This is a genomic window from Pseudonocardia sp. Ae717_Ps2 (genome assembly GCF_001932475.1).
Lineage (GTDB): Bacteria > Actinomycetota > Actinomycetes > Mycobacteriales > Pseudonocardiaceae > Pseudonocardia.
In genome coordinates, this window is the sequence record NZ_MCIS01000001.1 from 3,070,561 (window position 1) to 3,088,259 (window position 17,699).

The following is a 17,699-nucleotide window of genomic DNA, read 5'->3' on the forward strand; positions in this document are numbered from 1 at the left end:
CAGGACACCGGCCCCGGGGGACGAGCGCCTCAGGCCCGGTCGATCTCGTCGGCGAGGACGGGGGTGTGCACCGGGTTGTGCTCGTGGAAGCGGCACTCCGCGTAGGTGACGATCATGGCGGCGACACCGGCCATCTGCAGCGGCAGCTGCAGCAGGACCGCCACGAGCTCACCCAGGACGGGGCTGAGGAACATCAGCGGCGTGGCGATGACCAGCGAGATGATCATCGAGTACACGACCGCGATCAGGAAGAAGACCACCAGCCGGCCGAGTACGGGGAAGAAACGCGGGTTGACCAGGGTGAACGCCCGGCCGATCCCGGCCCGCTCGATCACCACGACCCCCATCAGCGCGCCCGTGAACACCACGCCCAGGTAGATGGCCGGGATGACGAGCAGGAAGAACCCGATGACGAACAGCAGCCCGGCCAGCAACGACCAGCCGATCACCGGGAGTGCGCGGTTCTTCGCGAACGCGATGACCTGGTCCTGGTTCCACGGGCGCTGTGCCGCGTCGCGCACGACGACGAAGACCGACGCCGCATAGCCGAGAGCCGACAGCACGAGGGTGACCACGGCCAGGAGCAGGGTGGTCAGGCCGAGGCCCGCCACGACGCCGGCGCTGAGGTCGAGGTCGACGGGGTCGAACGACGACCGCGTGCTCCCGTCGAGGACGTAGCCGAGGGCGCTGAGGATCGCGGTCGGGATCAGCACGATCAGGTTGATGACCAGCAGCGGCTTCCAGCTCCGCTGCAGCACGCCGACGATCTTGGAGAACCAGTCGCCGAAGGAGAACGGCACCAGCGGATCCGGGGAGGTGCCGCTGGGCGGGGCGCCGCCGGCGGGGTAGGCGGGCTGGCCGTAGCCGCCCTGGGGGTACGGACCGCCGTACTGCTGGCCGGGCGGGTACTGGGCGGGGTACTGCTGCCCGGCCCCGGGGTACTGGCCGGGGTACGGGGTCCCGGGCTGCTGGCCGCCGTAGGGCTGGCCCGCGCCGGGGTACTGGCCGGGGTACGGCTGCTGACCGTACTGCGACCCCGGCTGGCCGTACTGCCCCGGCTGGCCGTACTGCCCGGGCTGGCCGGGCGGGCCGTACTGCCCGGGCTGGCCGTACTGCTGCCCCGGGTCCTGCCCGTACTGCTGGCCCGGCTGCCCGTGCTGCGTGCCGGGGTCCTGCCCGTGGGGAGCCTGGCCGTACTGCCCACCCTCCGGCGTGTCCGGCCGGTCGCCGCTCCAGGCCGCGTGGCCGGGCTCCTGGGCGCCACCGGGCGGCGCGGCGCCCCCGGGACCGGCCTGCGGGTCCTCGCCCCGCGGCGGTTCGTTGCTGCTCATGCGCGCGGACCCTAGTTGCGGACCAGGTGCGGCGGCGCCGAATTCACCGGCTCGCCCCCGATTCGTGACCGTCGCGTACGCACCGTGATCGTCTCCGACCCCGGATCGTCGCCGGAACGCAACGCCGCGGACGCGCGGTGTCACCGCCTCGCAACAGATCCCGTGCATGCTCACAGGGCATGGACACGATCCCGAGTTGCCCGCTCTGTTCTCGTCCGCGCACCCCCGCCGACGTCCGCGGACTCGCGTGGAGCAGCCACCACGGCCCGGCCGGCACGGTGTACGTGTGCGGTCCGTGTACGCGGCTGCACCTCGTCGACCTGGAGTGCGGGCTGCTCGACCCGGCCCGCGGCGCCGTCACTCCGGGCGTCGCGGCCCCGCTGCCGCGCGCGGCCTGACCGGTCGGACGGGGCGGGCCACGACCGACCCGCCCGGCCCGCGGCGCGACGACGGGCGGTCGTCGTAGGGTCACGCCGTGCGCGAGATCCTCGAGTTGCTCGAACGTGACGCGTCGTTGAGCCACGACACCGTCGCCACCATGCTGGGTCTGACCCGGGACGAGGTCGACACCCGGATCGCGGAGTGGGAACGCTCCGGGGTGATCCGCAGGCACAAGGCCGTCGTGGACTGGGCCCGCTACGAGGACGGCGGCGACGGCCACCCCGGCGCGGGCCGCGCCGGTGCGCAGGTGACGGCGTTCATCGACGTCTCGGTGGCCCCGGCCCGTGGGGTCGGGTTCGACGACGTCGCCGCTCGCATCTCCCGGTTCGACGAGGTCCGCGACTGCTACCTCGTCTCCGGTGGGCACGACCTGCGCTGCACGGTCGTCGGCCCGGACATCCGCGCGGTCAGCGACTTCGTGTCCCAGAAGCTGTCCACGATCGACCGGGTCCGCTCGACCGCCACGCACTTCGTGCTGGCCACGCACAAGCGCGACGGCGACTCCTTCGCCGAGCCGGAGCCCGACCACCGGCTGCCGGTGACCCCGTGAAGCCGCTCAACACGACGATCTCGGCGATCCCGCCGTCGGGGATCCGGCGGTTCTTCGACATCGCCGCCGAGATGGACGACGTCATCTCCCTCGGTGTCGGCGAACCCGACTTCGTGACGCCGTGGCGGATCCGCGAAGCCGGCATCTACGCCCTGGAGCGCGGCTACACCACCTACACCGGCAACGCGGGCCTGCCGAAGCTGCGTGAGCTGGTGTGTGCGGACCTGGCGTCGCGCTACGACGCCCACTACGAACCCGCCACCGAGTGCCTCGTGACGACCGGGGTGTCCGAGGGGCTCGACCTGGCGTTCCGGGTGCTGCTGAACCCGGGCGAGGAGGTCATCGTCCCGGAGCCCTGCTACGTCGCCTACCAGCCCTGCGTCGCGTTCGCGGGGGGTGTCCCGGTCGGGGTGCCGACCCACGCCGAGGACGGGTTCGCCATCGACATCGCCGCGGTCGAGGCCGCGGTCACCCCGCGGACGAAGGCGATCCTGATCGGCTCGCCGGCCAACCCGACCGGCGCGGTGCAGCCGCCCGAGGTGCTGCGCGAGCTCGTCGCGCTGGCCGAGCGGCACGACCTGTACCTGCTCTCCGACGAGATCTACGACCGTCTCACCTACGTCGGCACCCACACCTGCCTGGGTGCGGTCCCCGGTGCGCGGGAGCGGACGGTGGTCCTGGGCGGGTTCTCCAAGGCCCAGGCGATGACGGGGTGGCGGGTCGGCTGGCTCGCCGCGCCGGAGCCGATCGCCGAGCTGTGTCTGCGGGTGCACCAGTACACGATGCTGTGTGCGCCGCACGTCTCGCAGATCGCCGCGGTGGAGGCGCTGACCAGCGCGGAGGGCGACGTCGCGGAGATGGTGGCCGACTACGACCGTCGCCGACGGGTGTTCGTGAAGGGCCTGCGCGAGGCCGGGCTGGACTGCCCGGAGCCCGCGGGCGCGTTCTACGCGTTCCCTTCGATCCGCGCCTCCGGCCTGGACTCGGAGACCTTCGCCGAGCGGCTGCTGCGGGAGGAGTCGGTCGCCGTCGTCCCGGGCAGCGTGTTCGGGTCGCCCGGGGAGGGGCACATCCGCTGCTCGTACGCGACGGCGCTGCCACAGCTGGAGCAGGCCGTGGAGCGGATCGGGAACTTCCTGCGACGCCTGTAGCGGGACTCCCCGGCTCCGACGGTGACCGACGCCGGCCGGGGCACGGGTCAGGCCGAGAGCCTGCGCACCCGCGCCCCCTCCACCAGGCCGCGCACCATCACCGGCCCGAGGTCCCGGCCCCGCCGCACGAGCCACGGCACGCCCTGCACCACCAGCCACGCCCCCCGCTGCCAGGCCGTCACCTCCCGGCCACCGGCGGCGTCGAGCCCGACCTCCCCCGGTACCGCGAACCCCGCGGCGCCGAGCAGCCCGGCGAAACCCCGCGCCAGCAGCCGGTGGCCCAGCTCGGACGGGTGCAACCGGTCCACGCTCCACGCCGCCGGGTCGTAGCTGCCGGCGGTGTCGAGGTCGAGGATCCCGACGGCGGACCGTCCCGTCGCGGCGACGGCGTCGGCCACCGCCGCGTCGACGGCCCCGTTCAGAGCGGAGATCCGGGCGGCGAGCGCCCGCTGCAACAGGCCCGGCAGCGGCCAGACGCGGGTGTGGTCGTGGAAGCGGAGCAGCAGCACGGTCGCACCGGCCCCCAGCAGCAGCTCCAGTGACTCCGCGCAGTCCCGCCGGATCCCGGCCGGGTCGAAGTCCGAGCGGAGGGTGTCGTTCATCCCGACGCACAGCACGACCACGTCGGGCCCCGACGCCGCGGCCACGGGAACCTGACCGTGCCGGGCGTCGGCCATGCGTGCCCCGGTCCGGGCGTGGTTGTCCAGCCGGACCGAGCCGGGGCGGGCGGGATCGTCGAGGGCGTCGCGCAGCAGTGGGCCGACACCGCGCCAGCCACCGCCCGGCAGGGGATCCCCCAGCCCGACGGCGGTGGAGTCGCCCAGCAGCACGAGGTGCCGGACGGGCCGCCCGGTCGCACGCGGTGCGGCGACGGGACGGACGGAGCGCAGGACCGGATCGACGACGGACGGGCGCGCGGTCATCGGGGACACGCCGACACCCTCACCGCCGCAGCCACCGTTTCCGTGTGCAACCGGTGACGCGTCTCGTACCGCCGCGGGAACTCTCGGGGCAGCGCTGTCGTGCAGACCCCTACCAGTCGCCGCCACGGAAGGCCGGGAACAGCGGCAGCGTCGACGACGCGTCCGGGAAGCGGGTGTCCAGCGCCGTCACCACGGCGTCGGCCAGCGCAGCCGTGCCGGGCCGGGCCGTCGCCTCCGCGGTGACACCGAGGCGTCGCCAGTAGTGCCGCAGTGCCGTCGAGATCCGGGGGGACCGGCCGGCGTCGGGGCCGATCGGCCCGTCGCGCTCGGGCACCCGCGGCAGCAGCCGCCAGGTCGACCACCACACCCACAGCACCTGGGCGTCGGCGAGGCGCGACTCCAGCAGCTCCGGGTCGTCCAGCTCGGGCCACACCGGCGCGACCTCGGCCCGCCAGGCGTCGAGCATGGCGTCGGCGACGGCGTCGGGCAGGGCGAAGCTCGACGAGCACCCGGGGAAGGGCACCCGCACGTAGGCCGCGTCGAGGACGACGTCGCGGAAGCAGCCCCACTCGAAGTCGACGAACCGAACCCCGCGGCTGGTGACCAGGTTGTTGTCCGGGCAGGTGTCGGACGGGCTGAACGCACGGAACCCGGTGCCGCCGAGCAGGCGCACCCCGCCCTGGGCCTCCCACGACGCCAGCTCCGGCACCTCGACCCCCAGGATCCCGGCCAGCAGCTCCGGCAGGCCGGCCAGCGCGGCGCGGGCCTGGTCGGCGACCGGGTCCCGGCGTGCCTTCTCCCCCAGCCGGCGCAGCAGCGCGCTGAAGTCACCCTCCCGACCGGCGGTCGCGGCCTGCATCCGGCCCAGGCCACGGGCCCAGCCGAGCAGGCAGGTGCGGGCGGCGTGGGCGTCCGGGCCGAAGAGCTTGTCGGCCAGGGTCAGGCTGCGGCCGAGATCCTCCAGGACGAGCAACCGCTGCTCGGGGTCGTGCGCGATGATCACGGGGCTGGGCCGGACGTCGCTGGGCAGCGCGGTGAACAGCTGGCAGGACGCGACCTCGTAGCGGAACGGGTCCGACACCAGGTCCGCGCCGGCCGAGCCGTCCTCGGGCGGCGCGTAGTGCTTCACGACGACGCTGCGCCGGTCGGAGAACGGGTTCTTCGCCATCCGCGCCCGGGCGACGACCGAGCGGCCGCTGCCGCCTAGGTCCTCGGGCTCGTACAGCTCGACCTCCGAGCCGGCCCGCCGCGACAGCAGGCGCGCGGCCCCGGCCACCGCCGCGACCGCGCCCGGAGTCGACTGCGGATCGGTCATCGAAGGCGACCCTACCCTTCGGAGAGCGCGCGGTCCGCGCCCCGACGTCGCGACCCGCGCCGGGCGAACGCCAGCACCGCGGCCGCGGCGCCGATCGCGCCCACCAGGTTGACCCCCAGCTGCAGCGCCGACAGTGCCGCCTCGTTCCAGCGTCCCTCGATCACCGCGACCGAGGCGTAGGCGGCGGCGGGGACGGTCGTCACCGAGATGACCACGCCGACCATCGCCGACGACCGCGCCGAGGTCAGCGAGAGCATCCCGGCCGCCCCGGCGAGCACGGCGACGACCAGCGAGAACGGCCCCACCTCGTAGATGAAGTCCATCTGCTCCAGGCTGTCGAGCCCGGCCGAGGACAACCAGCCGAGCAGGTCGAACACCAGGGTCGCGACGGCGGTCACGGCCATCGCCAGCGGGAACCCCACGGCGAGCGCGAGCGCGCCGCGCGAGACCAGGTCGCGACGACACAGCACCAATCCGACCGCCATCGCGGCCATCGGGCCGAACTCCGGGCCCAGCACCATCGCCCCGACCACGGTGACCGGCGAGTCGGTGACCGCGCCGACGGCGGCGAGCAGGCAGGCGATGGTGAGGAAGGTCAGGAACGTCCCCGACAGCCGCGACTCCTCGCCGGTGCGCTGGATCAGCTCGTCCCAGACGACGGCGTCGGCGCCGTCCCCCGGGGCGGCCTCCTCGGCGGCGTCGGCCCGGTCGGACAGCACCGTGTCGAGCTGTTCGAGGGTGATGCCGCCGTCGTGGTCGACGCCGAGATCGGACAGCCTGCCCAGCAGGTCGTCGGCGCACTCCCGGGCGACATCGGCCTCGATCAGGTCACCGGCCGGATGCACGGCCACCCCGGGGTGGACCACCAGGTGGGCCACCCCGGGTTCGGTGTCGAGGACGGTGCGGACGTCGGCGGTCCGTCCGGCTGGACAGACCACCCGTAGGTGCAGCACCTACGCGGCCGGGCCGGGCTTCTCCGGGGCGCCGCCGCCGGTCTCCGACGACGGGCCGGGCACGGACCCCCCGGGCGCGGGCGCGGCGGGCTTCGCGTCGACGCCGGCCTCCTTGCGCTGGGCGGCGGTGATCGGAGCGGGTGCCTGGGTCAGCGGGTCGAACCCGCCGCCGGTCTTCGGGAAGGCGATGACCTCGCGGATCGAGTCGACGCCGGCGAGCAGCGCGGTGATCCGGTCCCAGCCGAACGCGATCCCGCCGTGCGGCGGCGGACCGTAGGCGAAGGCGTCGAGCAGGAAGCCGAACTTCTCCTGCGCCTCCTCCGCGGACAGGCCCATGACCTCGAAGACGCGCTTCTGCACCTCGGCCGAGTGGATACGGATCGAGCCGCCACCGATCTCGTTGCCGTTGCAGACGATGTCGTAGGCGTAGGCCAGCGCGTTGCCCGGGTCCTTCTCGAGGCTGTCGATCCACTCCGGGGTCGGCGAGGTGAACGCGTGGTGCAGCGCGGTCCACGCACCGCCGCCGACGGCGACGTCGTCGGTGTCGGCGGCCGACTCGAACAGCGGGGCGTCGACGATCCAGACGAACGACCAGGCCGACTCGTCGATCGCGCCGATGCGCCGCGCGATCTCGCCCCGGGCGGCACCGAGCAGTGCGCGGGCCTCGCTCGGCGTCCCCGCGGCGAAGAAGATGCAGTCACCGGGGTTCGCGCCGACGGCCTCGGCCAGCCCGGACCACTCGGCCTCGGACAGGTTCTTGACGACGGGGCCGCGCTCGTCGACCTGTCCGTTCTCGCCGATCAGCACGTAGGCCAGACCGCGGGCGCCACGCTGCTTGGCCCACTCCTGCCAGCCGTCGAGCACCTTGCGGGGCTGCGACGCCCCGCCCGGCATGACGACGGCGCCGACGTAGGGGTTCTGGAAGACCCGGAACCCGGTGCCCGCGAAGTACGACGTGAGCTCGGTGAGCTCGATGTCGAACCGCAGGTCGGGCTTGTCCGAGCCGTAGCGGGCCATCGCCTCGGCGTAGGGCATCCGGCGGATCGGGGTGGGCACGTCGTAGCCGACGAGCTTCCACAGCGCGACCAGCACCTTCTCGGCCAGCGCGATGACGTCGTCCTGCTCGACGAAGCTCATCTCGATGTCGAGCTGGGTGAACTCCGGCTGCCGGTCGGCGCGGAAGTCCTCGTCGCGGTAGCAGCGCGCGATCTGGTAGTACCGCTCCAGCCCGCCGACCATCAGCAGCTGCTTGAACAGCTGCGGGCTCTGCGGCAGCGCGTACCAGGAGCCGGGGCGCAGCCGGGCCGGGACGACGAAGTCGCGCGCGCCCTCCGGGGTCGACCGGGTCAGGGTCGGCGTCTCGACCTCGATGAAGTCCTCGGCGGCGAGCACGTCGCGGGCGGCCTTGTTCACGTCGCTGCGCAGCTTCATGGCCGCGGCCGGCCCGGGACGGCGCAGGTCGAGGTAGCGGTGGGAGAGCCGGATCTCCTCGCCGACGCCGGTGTGCTCGTCGATCGGGAACGGCAGCGGCGCGGACTCCGACAGCACGGTCAGCCCGGTGACCGTGACCTCGATGTCGCCGGTCGGCAGGTCGGCGTTCTCGTTGCCCGCGGGCCGGCGGACGACCTCGCCGACGACCTGGATGCAGAACTCGGAGCGCAGCCGGTGCGCCCGCTCGGCCATCTCGCCCTCGCGGAACACCACCTGGGCCGATCCGGAGCGGTCCCGCAGGTCGATGAAGATCACGCCACCGTGATCGCGGCGGCGGGCCACCCATCCGGCGAGGGTCACGGTCTGGCCGGCGTTCTCGGCACGCAGGGTGCCGACGGGGTGGGTTCGCATCACGGCGGTCAAGGCTATCGGCACCACCCGGGCCGCCTGCCACCAGGTTTCCGGCGCCGCCTCACAGCAGGCTCAGCTGCCCCGCGTCCGGGTCCGGTGGCCGCACCGGCGCGACCGGCTGCCGGGTCCACCCCGGGTCCCGCGGGTTCGGTTCGGGCCGGTCCAGGCCGTGCCGGGCCAGCAGCGGGGAGACCCGCCGGGCCAGGGCCCTGCGGTAGTCCGGTGTGGCGTAGGCCCCGCCGCGGTAGAGCCGCGCGTAGCGCGGCAGCAGCGCGGGGTGGGTCCGCCCCAGCCAGGCCAGGAACCACTCCCGGGTCCCGGGGCGCAGGTGCAGCGCGAGGACCGTGGCCCGGCTCGCCCCGGCGGCGGCGATCTCGCCCAGCAGTGCGTCGAGGGCCTCGGTGGAGTCGGTCAGCCACGGCAGCACCGGGGCCACCATGACCCCGCAGGGCAGGCCCGCGTCGGTGATCCGGCGGACGAGGTCGAGCCGGGCCCGCGGGCTCGGCGTGCCCGGCTCCAGGTGCGACTGCAGCTCCCGGTCCAGCAGCGCGATCGACACCCCGGTGCCGACGCGCACATCGGCGTTCGCGGCCGCGAGCTGCGGCAGGTCCCGGCCCAGCACGGTGCCCTTGGTCAGGACGGAGAACGGCGTGCCGGAGCGGGCCAGTGCGCCGATCACCCCCGGCATCAGCCGGTAGCGGCCCTCCGCCCGTTGGTAGGGGTCGGTGTTGGTGCCCATCGCGACGTGCTCGCGCCGCCACGACGGCCGGGCCAGCTCCCGCTCCAGCACCCGGGCGACGTTCACCTTGACCACGATCTGGGAGTCGAAGTCCGCGCCGGCGTCCAGGTCCAGGTAGGTGTGGGTGTTGCGGGCGAAGCAGTTGTGGCTGACCACCCCGGCGGCGACGAAGTCACCGGTGCCGGTGGTGATGTCGACCATCGGACGCAGGGTGCCGGTGTCGCGGATCGACACCACCCGCGGCGCTCCCCCGGGCGGCTCCTCGACGCGGGCTCCGCCGACGTCACGCATCCGGGCCACGGCCGGGTCGGTCACCGCGACCAGCCGCAGCTGCTCGGCGACCCCGCCCAGCACCCGCAGCGCCCGCACCCCGGGCCGGGCCGACGGCTCCGAGGCCACCCGGAACCCGAGCCGCCGCAGCGCGTCGACGCAGGCGCGGGCGAGCGTCTCCTCGCCGGGCACGATCCGCAACACCCCGGCGGAGACCTCACCGCAGGCGTCGACGATCCCGCCGACGAAGCCGGCCGACCAGCCACGGGCGGGCCGGTGCGGCCAGGCCGTCGGCGACGGTGCGGCCAGGCCGTCGGCGACGGTGCGGGCGCCGCGAGCATCCCGGCGGCCACGGGCACCGGCCGCGCGGTCAGCAGGTGGTGGGCGCGGGCGAGCGCCTCCAGCTCCACCCAGCCGGTCGGGAACGGCTCGGCCCGCACCCGCCCGCGCACCGCGTCGGCCCGGACCAGCCCGCAGAGCCAGCCCTCGGCGTACCCCTCGGGCCGGGGCCCGCCCGGGACCGCGGCCGCACCGGGCCCGACCAGTGCCGTCCCCGGTGTCAGGTGCGGCCGGTCCGCCGAGGAACGGCAGCGCCCCGGGCGCACGTGTGCCCAGCCGGTGGTGGTGAGGAAACGGTGTTCGGCGGAGGTGACGAGCACCGTGCCGTCGTCGAGGGTCACCTCCTGCGCCCGGCGCCGGGTCGACCAGCGCGCGAGCACCGGGGTGCGGACGAACCGGCGCCGCCCGCCGCCGTCGGCGAGGGTGCCGACCACCTCGTCACCCGGGCGCAGCTCCCCGATGGGCCGGGACCGGCCGTCGGCGGTGAGCACCGGGGTGTCCGGGACGAGGCAGTAGGTGCAGGCGTGCGAGCAGCCGCGGTAGGGGTTGACCGTCCACCCGAACGGCACCGGCGACGACGACGGCACCCGGTTGAGCACCGAGCGCGCCTCGACCTCGTGGAACACCGTGTCCGCGAACCCGGGGGTGCGCACCGAGTGCAGCAACCCCCGCATCCCCGGCAGCGCCGTCGCGTGTCCGACCCCGTCCGCCCCGACCTGCTGTCCGTCCCATCGCACCGCTCCAGTCGAACACAAGTTCGAACGACGGACAACCGGTCGTCGCCGGGCGGTCGCGTCCGGGCGAACGGCACCCCGCAGGCCGAAGATCGTTTGCAAGGATGCGGAGGTGCCCCCGCCCCCGCCCGTCCCGCGCGACCCGTCCGCCCCCGACGGCGGCCGGCCCAGCGCTCCGCGGACGGACGGCGGCCGGCCCACCGCTCCGCGGACGGGGGGACGGCGGCGCGCCGAGGACCGGGCACCGGGCGCCTCCGGCGGGCACCTGTTCCCGGCAGAACCGGCGCAGCACCGGGCCCGGCGGACACCGGGCACCCGGCCACCCGCCCCGCGCCGTCCGTCCCGCGAGGAGAACGGCGCCTCCCCCGCACCGGCAGGACGTGCCGCGCCGGGCCCCACCGGCGGCACCGACAACAGCACCGACGACAGCGCCGAGACCGGTCCGATCCCCCGCGCCGGGCACCCGGGCGGCTGGGGCGACTGCCCCGGCGCGGCGGGGCCCGGCACCACGACCGGCGCGCCGGCACCGCCCGCCACCGGGCACGACCACGGCGCGGGACTCGGGGAAGGACACCGAGACGGACACAGCGCGGGACACCGAGAGGGACCCAGCGCGGCACACGGCCAGGGACACGAGCAGGGACACGGCCACGGCCACGGGCACGGCGCCGCGTCCCCGGCCGGACGACGGGTGCGGCGGCTGCTCGTCGCGCTGCTCGTGCCGTGCGTGCTCGCGACGCTCGCCGGGGTGGCCCTGCTGTGGCCGGGGGCGACCCCGGTCCCGGAGATCCCGCCCACCCAGCAGGTGCACGGCACCGTCACCACGGTGCAGGTCGCGGACTGCTCCCCCGGCGCCGGGGACCGTCGCTGCACCGGGGTGACGGTCGCGCTGTCCGACGGGCCCCGTGCCGGACGGGACCTGGTGCAGCTGGTGCCGAACGAGCCGTCGACACCGCGGTTCGCGGTGGGCGACCCGGTCACCCTGTCGTGGTCGGGCGCCAACCCCGACGACGCGGGCTCCTACCAGCTCGTCGACTTCCAGCGCGGCGCCCCGCTGGGGTGGCTGGCGGCGGCGTTCGCCCTGGCCGTCGTCGTGCTGGGACGGCTGCGCGGGTTCGCGGCGCTGGTCAGCCTGGCGCTGAGCTTCGTGATCCTGCTGTGGTTCGTGCTGCCGGCGATCCTGTCCGGTGGCTCCCCGCTCGCGGTCGCGGTCACCGGCGCCTGCCTGATCATGTTCGTGGTGCTGTACCTGACCCACGGGTTCACCGCGCGGACGTCGTGCGCGGTGCTCGGCACACTGGCCTCGCTCGCCCTGATCGGGCTGCTCGGCTACTTGTTCACCGTCACCTCCCGGCTCACCGGGCTCGACGACACCACCGCCACCCTGATCGGCACGCTCGGCCCCGGCGTACCGATCGACCCCCGCGGCCTGGTGCTGGCCGGGCTGGTGATCGGCGCGCTCGGGGCGCTGGACGACGTCACCGTCACCCAGGCGTCCGCGGTGTGGGAGCTGGGCGCGGCGAACCCGGGGATGAGCGTGGGCGAGCTGTTCGCCGCCGGGATGCGGATCGGCCGCGACCACGTCGCGTCCGCGGTGAACACCCTGGTGCTGGCCTACGCCGGGGCGGCGCTGCCGCTGCTGCTGTTGTTCACCGTCGCCGCCGGCGGGGTGACGCAGGTGCTGACCAGCCAGGACGTGGCGACCGAGATCGTGCGGACGCTGGTGGGCAGCATCGGTCTGGTCGCCGCCGTCCCGGTGACGACCGGGCTGGCCGCGCTGGTCGTCGGGCGGCGCTGAGTCTCACCCGGCGGGCTGGAGCACGAAGTCGTAGCGGGCCTCGTACCAGGGGGTGTCGCTGTGCCCGCCGTCCGGCGTGGGGCCGGGCTCGTGGCGGTCGAACGCCACGACGAGCTCGCGCTTCACACCGAACACGACGTCGGAGTCGAGGTACTCGGTGCCCTCCCGGAACAGGTGGGTGATCAGCGGTGCGTAGCCGGGCACGGCGAGCAGGAAGTGGATGTGCGCGGGCCGCATCGGGCTGATGTCGGTGCGCGAGATCAAGTCGCCGACCGGGCCGTCCATCGGGATGGCGTAGCCGAGCGGGGCGATGGTGCGCACGCAGTAGCGGCCGTCGGCGTCGGTCGTGTACTTCGCGCGCAGCCGGGCCTCGTCGACGTCGAGCTGGGCCTCGTAGGTGCCGTCGGCGTCGGACTGCCACACGTCGAGCACGGCGCCGGGGACGCCGGTGCCGTCGAGCGAGCGGACGGTGCCGTGCACGAACAGCAGGTCGCCGGGCAGCCCGTCGGACATGTCGGCGCCGAAGTCCTTCTCCGGGGAGCCGTCGATGTGGAACGGGCCCAGCACGGTCGCCGGGGTGGCGGCCGGGTCGAGGCGGTGGTTCTGCTGGACGACGAGCATGGACAGCCCGAGCACGTCGGAGGCGAGGATGAACTCCTCGCGCTTGTCGTCGGAGATCTGCCCGGTGGCGGTCAGCCAGCGCACGGCGGCCATCCACTCGTCCTCGGTGAGGTGGGTCTCGCGGGCGAAGTCGTGCAGGTGGCGCACCAGGGCGGTCATCAGCTCGGCGGTGCGCGGGTCGTGCGCGGTCGCCCAGCGCGCGACGGCGGCGTCGGTGATCGTGTCCTCGGTGACGGTGGTGGGCTGCGTCATCGCAGGTCTCCCTCGGGCTGGTACGGGTCGGGGTCGACGGACCGGTTGTGCAGGTCCACGGACAGGAAGATGTCGTTCGCGACGGGGTGGCGCAGCTCCTCCGCGAGCTGACCGATCAGACCGGCGGTCCGGGCGAGCAGCGCGAAGCCGCGCAGCAGCTCCAGCGGCAGCCCGAGGTCGGCCAGTGCCGCGCCGCAGACCCCTGCGCCGTTGAGCGGCAGCGTCCGGCCCAGCACCTGCGGGTGCACCCGGTCGATCGCGGCGAACAGGCGCAGGTGCGGGCCGAGCAGCCCCTCCTGTTCCGCGATGGCGAACAGCCGCGGGGTGCGGGGGTCGCCGTCCTTGTGGACGTGGTGGCCGAGGCCGGGGACGAACCGCTTCGCGGCCCGCTGCGCGGTGACGACGTCGAGCGCGACGGCGTCCCAGCCGTCGTCGTCGGTGGGGCGCTCGGTGGGCAGGTGGTCGTGCAGGAACCGGCCGCAGTCCTCGGTGACGCCGAGGAAGCGCGAGCCGCCACCGAGCAGGCCGGCGGCGAGCGCGCCCTGCACCGAGTCCGGCGCGGACAGGTGGGTGAGCCGCGTGACGATCGCGGTCGGGGTGAACCCGTGGTCGGCGAGGGCGGCGAGGACGGCCTCGAACACCCGGGTCTCACCGGGGGTCGGGCGGCGCTGGGTGGCGAGCCAGAACGCGAGCTCACCGAACCCGACGGTGCCCATCACGTCCTCGGCGAGGTCGTGGCCGAGCAGGGTGATGGCGTCCTTCGACGAGGCACCCAGGGCGGCGGGGTAGGTCATGAGTCGAGCCACTTCCGCAGGTCGGCGCCGTGCTCGTCGAGCTGCGGCGGGGGGAGCCGGTAGACGGCAGGGGTGGCGGAGAAGCGGACCGGGTGGCGCGTGGTGGGCACCGCCCGCTCCCCCTCCCCGACGGTGACGACGGGGTCGAGGCCGAACCGCTCCGCCATGGCGAAGCCGCCGTCGATGGTCTGGATGGGGCCCGACGGCACGCCGGCCTCGGTGAGCAGCTCGAACCACTCGACGGCGCCGCGGGTCGCGAGCCGCTCCTCCAGCAGCGGGCGCAGCGCCTCGCGGTGCACGGTGCGGTCGGCGTTGCGGGCGAAGCGGGGGTCGTCGGCGAGGTCTCCGACCCCGAGCACGACGCAGAGCTTGCGGAACTGGGCGTCGTTGCCGGCAGCGACGATGAGGTCGTCGTCGGCGGTCGGCATCGGCTCGTAGGGAAAGACCGACGGGTGGGCGTTGCCCATCCGGTACGGCACGGTGTCCCCGGCGACCCAGGCGGAGCTGTGGTTGACCAGCCCGGTGAGCGCCGAGGAGAGCAGGTTGACCTCGACGTGCTGGCCGGTGCCGGTGCGGTCGCGGTGGCGCAGCGCGGCCAGGATCCCGATCGCGGCGTGGTTGCCGGCCATCACGTCGAACACCGAGATGCCCGCCCGGTACGGCGGCCCGTCCGGATCGCCGGTGAGGCTCATGAGCCCGGACATCGCCTGGACCATGAGGTCGTAGCCCGGCACGTGCGCGCCCGCGCCGGAGCCGAACCCGGAGATCGAGGCGTAGACGACGCCCGGGTTGGTCGCGGCGACGGCGTCGAAGTCCAGCCCGAAGCGGGTCATCCCGCCGGGGCGCAGGTTCTCGATGACGACGTCGGCCCGCCGCGCGAGCTCGCGGGCGGCGGCGAGGTCGGTCTCGTCGCGCAGGTCCAGCGCGATGGAGCGCTTCCCGCGGTTGATGCCCAGGTAGTAGGTGGACTCCCCATCGCGCTCGGGCGGCATCCACGTCCGGGTGTCGTCGCCGGCCGGACCCTCGACCTTGACGACGTCGGCGCCCATGTCGGCCAGCAGCATCGTCGCGTACGGCCCGGCCAGGATGCGCGAGAAGTCGGCCACGAGGATGCCCTCGAGCGGCCCGCCGGTTCCGGCTTCCGCCATCATTTCCTCCGAAGTGATCGCTGTGCGGACGCCTGTCCGCCAGACGATCGTGGCCCCGTCCGGGCCGGGAGGTCAAGCCGGGGCGGACACGGTCACGTGCGGGGCGGTGGCGAGCCGGGCGAAGTCGGCGCTGATGTCGCCCGCGGTCTGCAGCAGCAGCGGCAGGTGGTGTTCGAGGAGGGTCTCCAGCGAGGTCTCCGCGGCGTGGCAGTTGACGTTGACCCCGGCGATCACCCGGCCCTCGCCATCGCGCAGGGGGGCGGCGACCGAGCGGATTCCGGGCGCCAGCTGCTCGTCGGTGAGCGCCCAGCCGCGGGCGCGGACCTCGCGCAGCTCCGCGTCGCGCTCGGCCGGAGTGGGGGCGCTGCGCGGGGTCAGCCCGGACCGCGACGGCTCGGCCAGCACGCGTTCCAGCTCGTCCGGGGCGAGCGCGGCGAGCTGCACCTTCCCCAGCGAGGTCGACGCCGCCGGGAACCGGGTCCCGATCTGGACCGACAGTGCGACGATCTTGGGCACCGCGACCCGCGCGACATAGACGATGTCGCTGCCGTCGAGCTGGGCGATCGAGCACGACTCGTGCGTGCGCCCGACCAGGCGCTCCAGGTGCGGGCGGGCGACGTCCCACAGCCCGGTGGAGCGGACGTAGGCGACGCCGAGGTCGAGCACCCGCGGCGTGAGGGTGTACCCGCGCTCGCAGGCGCGGACGTAGCCGAGCTCGGCCAGGGTGAGCAGCACCCGGCGCACGGTCGGCCGGGCGAGCCCGGTCGCCGCGGCGAGGTCGGCCAGGGTCATCTCCGGCCGGCCGGGCCGGAACGCGGTGATCACCTCCAGGCCGCGGGCGAGCGCCTCGATGAAGTCCGGGCCGGTCCCGTCGCGTGGCATGGGCGTCACGGTAGCGCCTCGCGTCCGCCCTGCGGACACACCGCGACCGACCGCACGACGACGGCGGCCCGGACGGTGACAGCCCGGACGTTGACAGCACAACCAGCGTGCGCGACAGTGACCGCCGTTCCACGGTGTCCGTTCAGCGGACGTCTGTCCGGCAGATCGAGGGGTGCGCCGATGAGCGTCGTCTTCCGCAACACGACCGTCCTGACCGTCGATGCGAGCCGGACGGTCCTGTCCGGCCACGACGTCCTGGTGACCGGCGACCGGATCGCCGCCGTCGGCGTCGGGCTGGCGGTTCCCGAGGGCACCGAGGAGATCGAGGCGGCCGGCGGCATCGTGATGCCCGGCATGATCGACACCCACCGGCACATGTGGCAGACCTCGCTGCGCGGCTACGGCGCCGACTGGACGCTGACCCAGTACTTCGTGTGGAACTACCTGGAGTGGGGGAAGGTCTTCCGTCCGGAGGACATCCACGCGGGCAACCTGCTCGCGGCGCTGGAGGCCCTCGACGCGGGCGTCACCACCACGGTCGACTGGTCGCACGGGCTGCAGACCCCGCAGCACGCCGACGCCGCCGTCGACGCCCTGACCTCCACCGCGGGCCGGTTCGTGCTCGCCTACGGCAACATCCACGACGCCCCCGCGAACTGGACCGCCGACCCCGGGTTCGCGGAGTTCGTGTCGCGGCGCATCACCCCCGGCGACGACATGCTGGGCTTCCAGCTGGCCTTCGACGTCACCGGCGACCCGGCGTTCCCCGAGCGTCCCGCGTTCGAGGTGGCCCGCGAGCTCGGCGTCGGCGTCACCACCCACGCCGGGGTGTGGGGCGCCACCAACGACGACGGCGTCCGGCTCATGCACGAGCACGGCTTCGCCGGCCCGGACACCGTCTACGTGCACGCCGCGTCGCTGTCCGCGGACTCCTACCACCGGATCGCCGCGACCGGCGGCTCGGTGTCGGTGTCCACCGAGAGCGAGCAGAGCGCCGGTCAGGGCTACCCGCCCACCTGGGCGCTGCGCGAGCACGGCATCCCGGTGTCGCTGTCGATGGACTCGTCGATGTGGTGGAGCGCGGACCTGTTCTCGGCGATGCGCACCACGCTGGGCGCCGACCGGTCCCGCGAGCACCTGGAGGCGCACGGGCGCGGGGACACCGTCACCCACTCGTCGCTGCGGGCCGAGCAGGTCGTCGAGTGGGCCACCCGCGGCGGGGCCCGCGCGATCGGGCGCGAGTCGGACCTGGGCTCGGTCGAGGTCGGGAAGAAGGCCGACCTGGTGCTGCTGCGCAACGACCACTCACCGGTGTCGTTCCCGGTGCTGCACCCGCACGGCCACGTCGCGTTCCAGGCCCAGCGCGGGGACGTGCACACGGTCCTGGTTGACGGGCGCGTGGTGAAGCGCGACGGGCGTCTCGTCGACGTCGACCTGCCCGCCGCCCGCGCAGCGGTCACCGCGACCGTGGAGCACCTGCGCGCGACGATGGGCGAGCAGGCGTGGCAGGCGGGGATGAACCCGGAGATCCCGGAGACCAAGGTCCTCGACAACCCCTACACCTACACCGACTACCGCAGCGCGGCGACGCACGGCGGCTGAGCGGCGGCGCCCGT

16 protein-coding genes are annotated in these 17,699 nt (G+C 74.4%); 5 read left to right on the forward strand and 11 right to left on the reverse strand.

Translation table 11 applies throughout. The features are described 5' to 3' along the window. Window positions 1–29: 29 nt before the first annotated feature. Window positions 30–1,331 (reverse strand): hypothetical protein, encoded by a 1,302-nt coding sequence (locus tag Ae717Ps2_RS14270; RefSeq protein ID WP_075333485.1) that lies wholly within the window; start codon window positions 1,329–1,331, stop codon window positions 30–32. Window positions 1,332–1,510: 179 nt separating this feature from the next. On the opposite strand from Ae717Ps2_RS14270, the gene Ae717Ps2_RS36120 reads away from it, so the two are divergent. The 3 genes from Ae717Ps2_RS36120 (at window position 1,511) to Ae717Ps2_RS14280 (ending at window position 3,473) form a co-directional block, all read left to right on the forward strand. Next, a complete protein-coding gene (locus Ae717Ps2_RS36120; protein WP_139318704.1) occupies window positions 1,511–1,729 on the forward strand; it encodes a hypothetical protein in 219 nt (72 codons plus the stop codon). Window positions 1,730–1,806: 77 nt separating this feature from the next. Next, window positions 1,807–2,322 carry an Lrp/AsnC family transcriptional regulator gene (locus Ae717Ps2_RS14275; RefSeq protein ID WP_075306042.1) on the forward strand — a complete coding sequence of 172 codons (516 nt, stop codon included), beginning with the start codon at window positions 1,807–1,809 and terminating at the stop codon, window positions 2,320–2,322. Then, on the forward strand, window positions 2,319–3,473 hold the full coding sequence (locus Ae717Ps2_RS14280; RefSeq protein WP_075333486.1) for an aminotransferase class I/II-fold pyridoxal phosphate-dependent enzyme: 1,155 nt from the start codon (window positions 2,319–2,321) through the stop codon (window positions 3,471–3,473). Before Ae717Ps2_RS14275 ends, Ae717Ps2_RS14280 begins: the two co-directional genes overlap by 4 nt. A 47-nt stretch (window positions 3,474–3,520) precedes the next feature. Here Ae717Ps2_RS14280 and Ae717Ps2_RS14285 read toward each other — a convergent pair whose 3' ends face one another. The 6 genes from Ae717Ps2_RS14285 to Ae717Ps2_RS36130 all read right to left on the reverse strand — a co-directional run bounded on the left by Ae717Ps2_RS14285 (window position 3,521) and on the right by Ae717Ps2_RS36130 (window position 10,591). Continuing rightward, complete coding sequence (locus tag Ae717Ps2_RS14285; protein ID WP_170917153.1) at window positions 3,521–4,396, reverse strand: GDSL-type esterase/lipase family protein; 876 nt, start codon at window positions 4,394–4,396, stop codon at window positions 3,521–3,523. Window positions 4,397–4,505: 109 nt separating this feature from the next. After that, window positions 4,506–5,711 (reverse strand): hypothetical protein, encoded by a 1,206-nt coding sequence (locus Ae717Ps2_RS14290; protein ID WP_075306039.1) that lies wholly within the window; start codon window positions 5,709–5,711, stop codon window positions 4,506–4,508. An 11-nt stretch (window positions 5,712–5,722) separates the two neighbouring features. After that, on the reverse strand, window positions 5,723–6,664 hold the full coding sequence (locus Ae717Ps2_RS14295) for a DUF389 domain-containing protein (protein ID WP_075306037.1): 942 nt from the start codon (window positions 6,662–6,664) through the stop codon (window positions 5,723–5,725). Next, window positions 6,665–8,509: an aspartate--tRNA ligase gene (aspS, locus tag Ae717Ps2_RS14300; protein WP_075334271.1), complete on the reverse strand. Its 1,845-nt coding sequence runs from the start codon at window positions 8,507–8,509 to the stop codon at window positions 6,665–6,667. It abuts the gene before it with no gap. 58 nt (window positions 8,510–8,567) lie between these two features. After that, window positions 8,568–9,665 (reverse strand): radical SAM protein, encoded by a 1,098-nt coding sequence (locus Ae717Ps2_RS36125; RefSeq protein ID WP_233147770.1) that lies wholly within the window; start codon window positions 9,663–9,665, stop codon window positions 8,568–8,570. Beyond that, complete coding sequence (locus Ae717Ps2_RS36130) at window positions 9,557–10,591, reverse strand: hypothetical protein (RefSeq protein ID WP_143510388.1); 1,035 nt, start codon at window positions 10,589–10,591, stop codon at window positions 9,557–9,559. Before Ae717Ps2_RS36130 ends, Ae717Ps2_RS36125 begins: the two co-directional genes overlap by 109 nt. A gap of 109 nt (window positions 10,592–10,700) precedes the next feature. Here Ae717Ps2_RS36130 and Ae717Ps2_RS14310 point away from each other — a divergent pair, with 109 nt between their 5' ends. After that, window positions 10,701–12,386, forward strand: a complete 1,686-nt coding sequence (locus Ae717Ps2_RS14310) for a YibE/F family protein (protein ID WP_233147560.1) — start codon at window positions 10,701–10,703, stop codon at window positions 12,384–12,386. 3 nt (window positions 12,387–12,389) lie between these two features. On the opposite strand, the gene Ae717Ps2_RS14315 is transcribed toward Ae717Ps2_RS14310, so the two are convergent. The 4 genes from Ae717Ps2_RS14315 to Ae717Ps2_RS14330 form a co-directional block, all read right to left on the reverse strand. Further along, window positions 12,390–13,259, reverse strand: a complete 870-nt coding sequence (locus tag Ae717Ps2_RS14315) for a dioxygenase (RefSeq protein WP_075306035.1) — start codon at window positions 13,257–13,259, stop codon at window positions 12,390–12,392. Then, window positions 13,256–14,053, reverse strand: a complete 798-nt coding sequence (locus tag Ae717Ps2_RS14320) for a citryl-CoA lyase (protein WP_075333487.1) — start codon at window positions 14,051–14,053, stop codon at window positions 13,256–13,258. Before Ae717Ps2_RS14320 ends, Ae717Ps2_RS14315 begins: the two co-directional genes overlap by 4 nt. Beyond that, window positions 14,050–15,204: a CaiB/BaiF CoA transferase family protein gene (locus tag Ae717Ps2_RS14325; protein WP_369804839.1), complete on the reverse strand. Its 1,155-nt coding sequence runs from the start codon at window positions 15,202–15,204 to the stop codon at window positions 14,050–14,052. Before Ae717Ps2_RS14325 ends, Ae717Ps2_RS14320 begins: the two co-directional genes overlap by 4 nt. 69 nt (window positions 15,205–15,273) lie before the next feature. After that, complete coding sequence (locus tag Ae717Ps2_RS14330; RefSeq protein ID WP_075306031.1) at window positions 15,274–16,083, reverse strand: IclR family transcriptional regulator C-terminal domain-containing protein; 810 nt, start codon at window positions 16,081–16,083, stop codon at window positions 15,274–15,276. A gap of 180 nt (window positions 16,084–16,263) precedes the next feature. Here Ae717Ps2_RS14330 and Ae717Ps2_RS14335 point away from each other — a divergent pair, with 180 nt between their 5' ends. Beyond that, on the forward strand, window positions 16,264–17,685 hold the full coding sequence (locus Ae717Ps2_RS14335) for an amidohydrolase family protein (RefSeq protein ID WP_075306029.1): 1,422 nt from the start codon (window positions 16,264–16,266) through the stop codon (window positions 17,683–17,685). Window positions 17,686–17,699 lie beyond the last annotated feature (14 nt).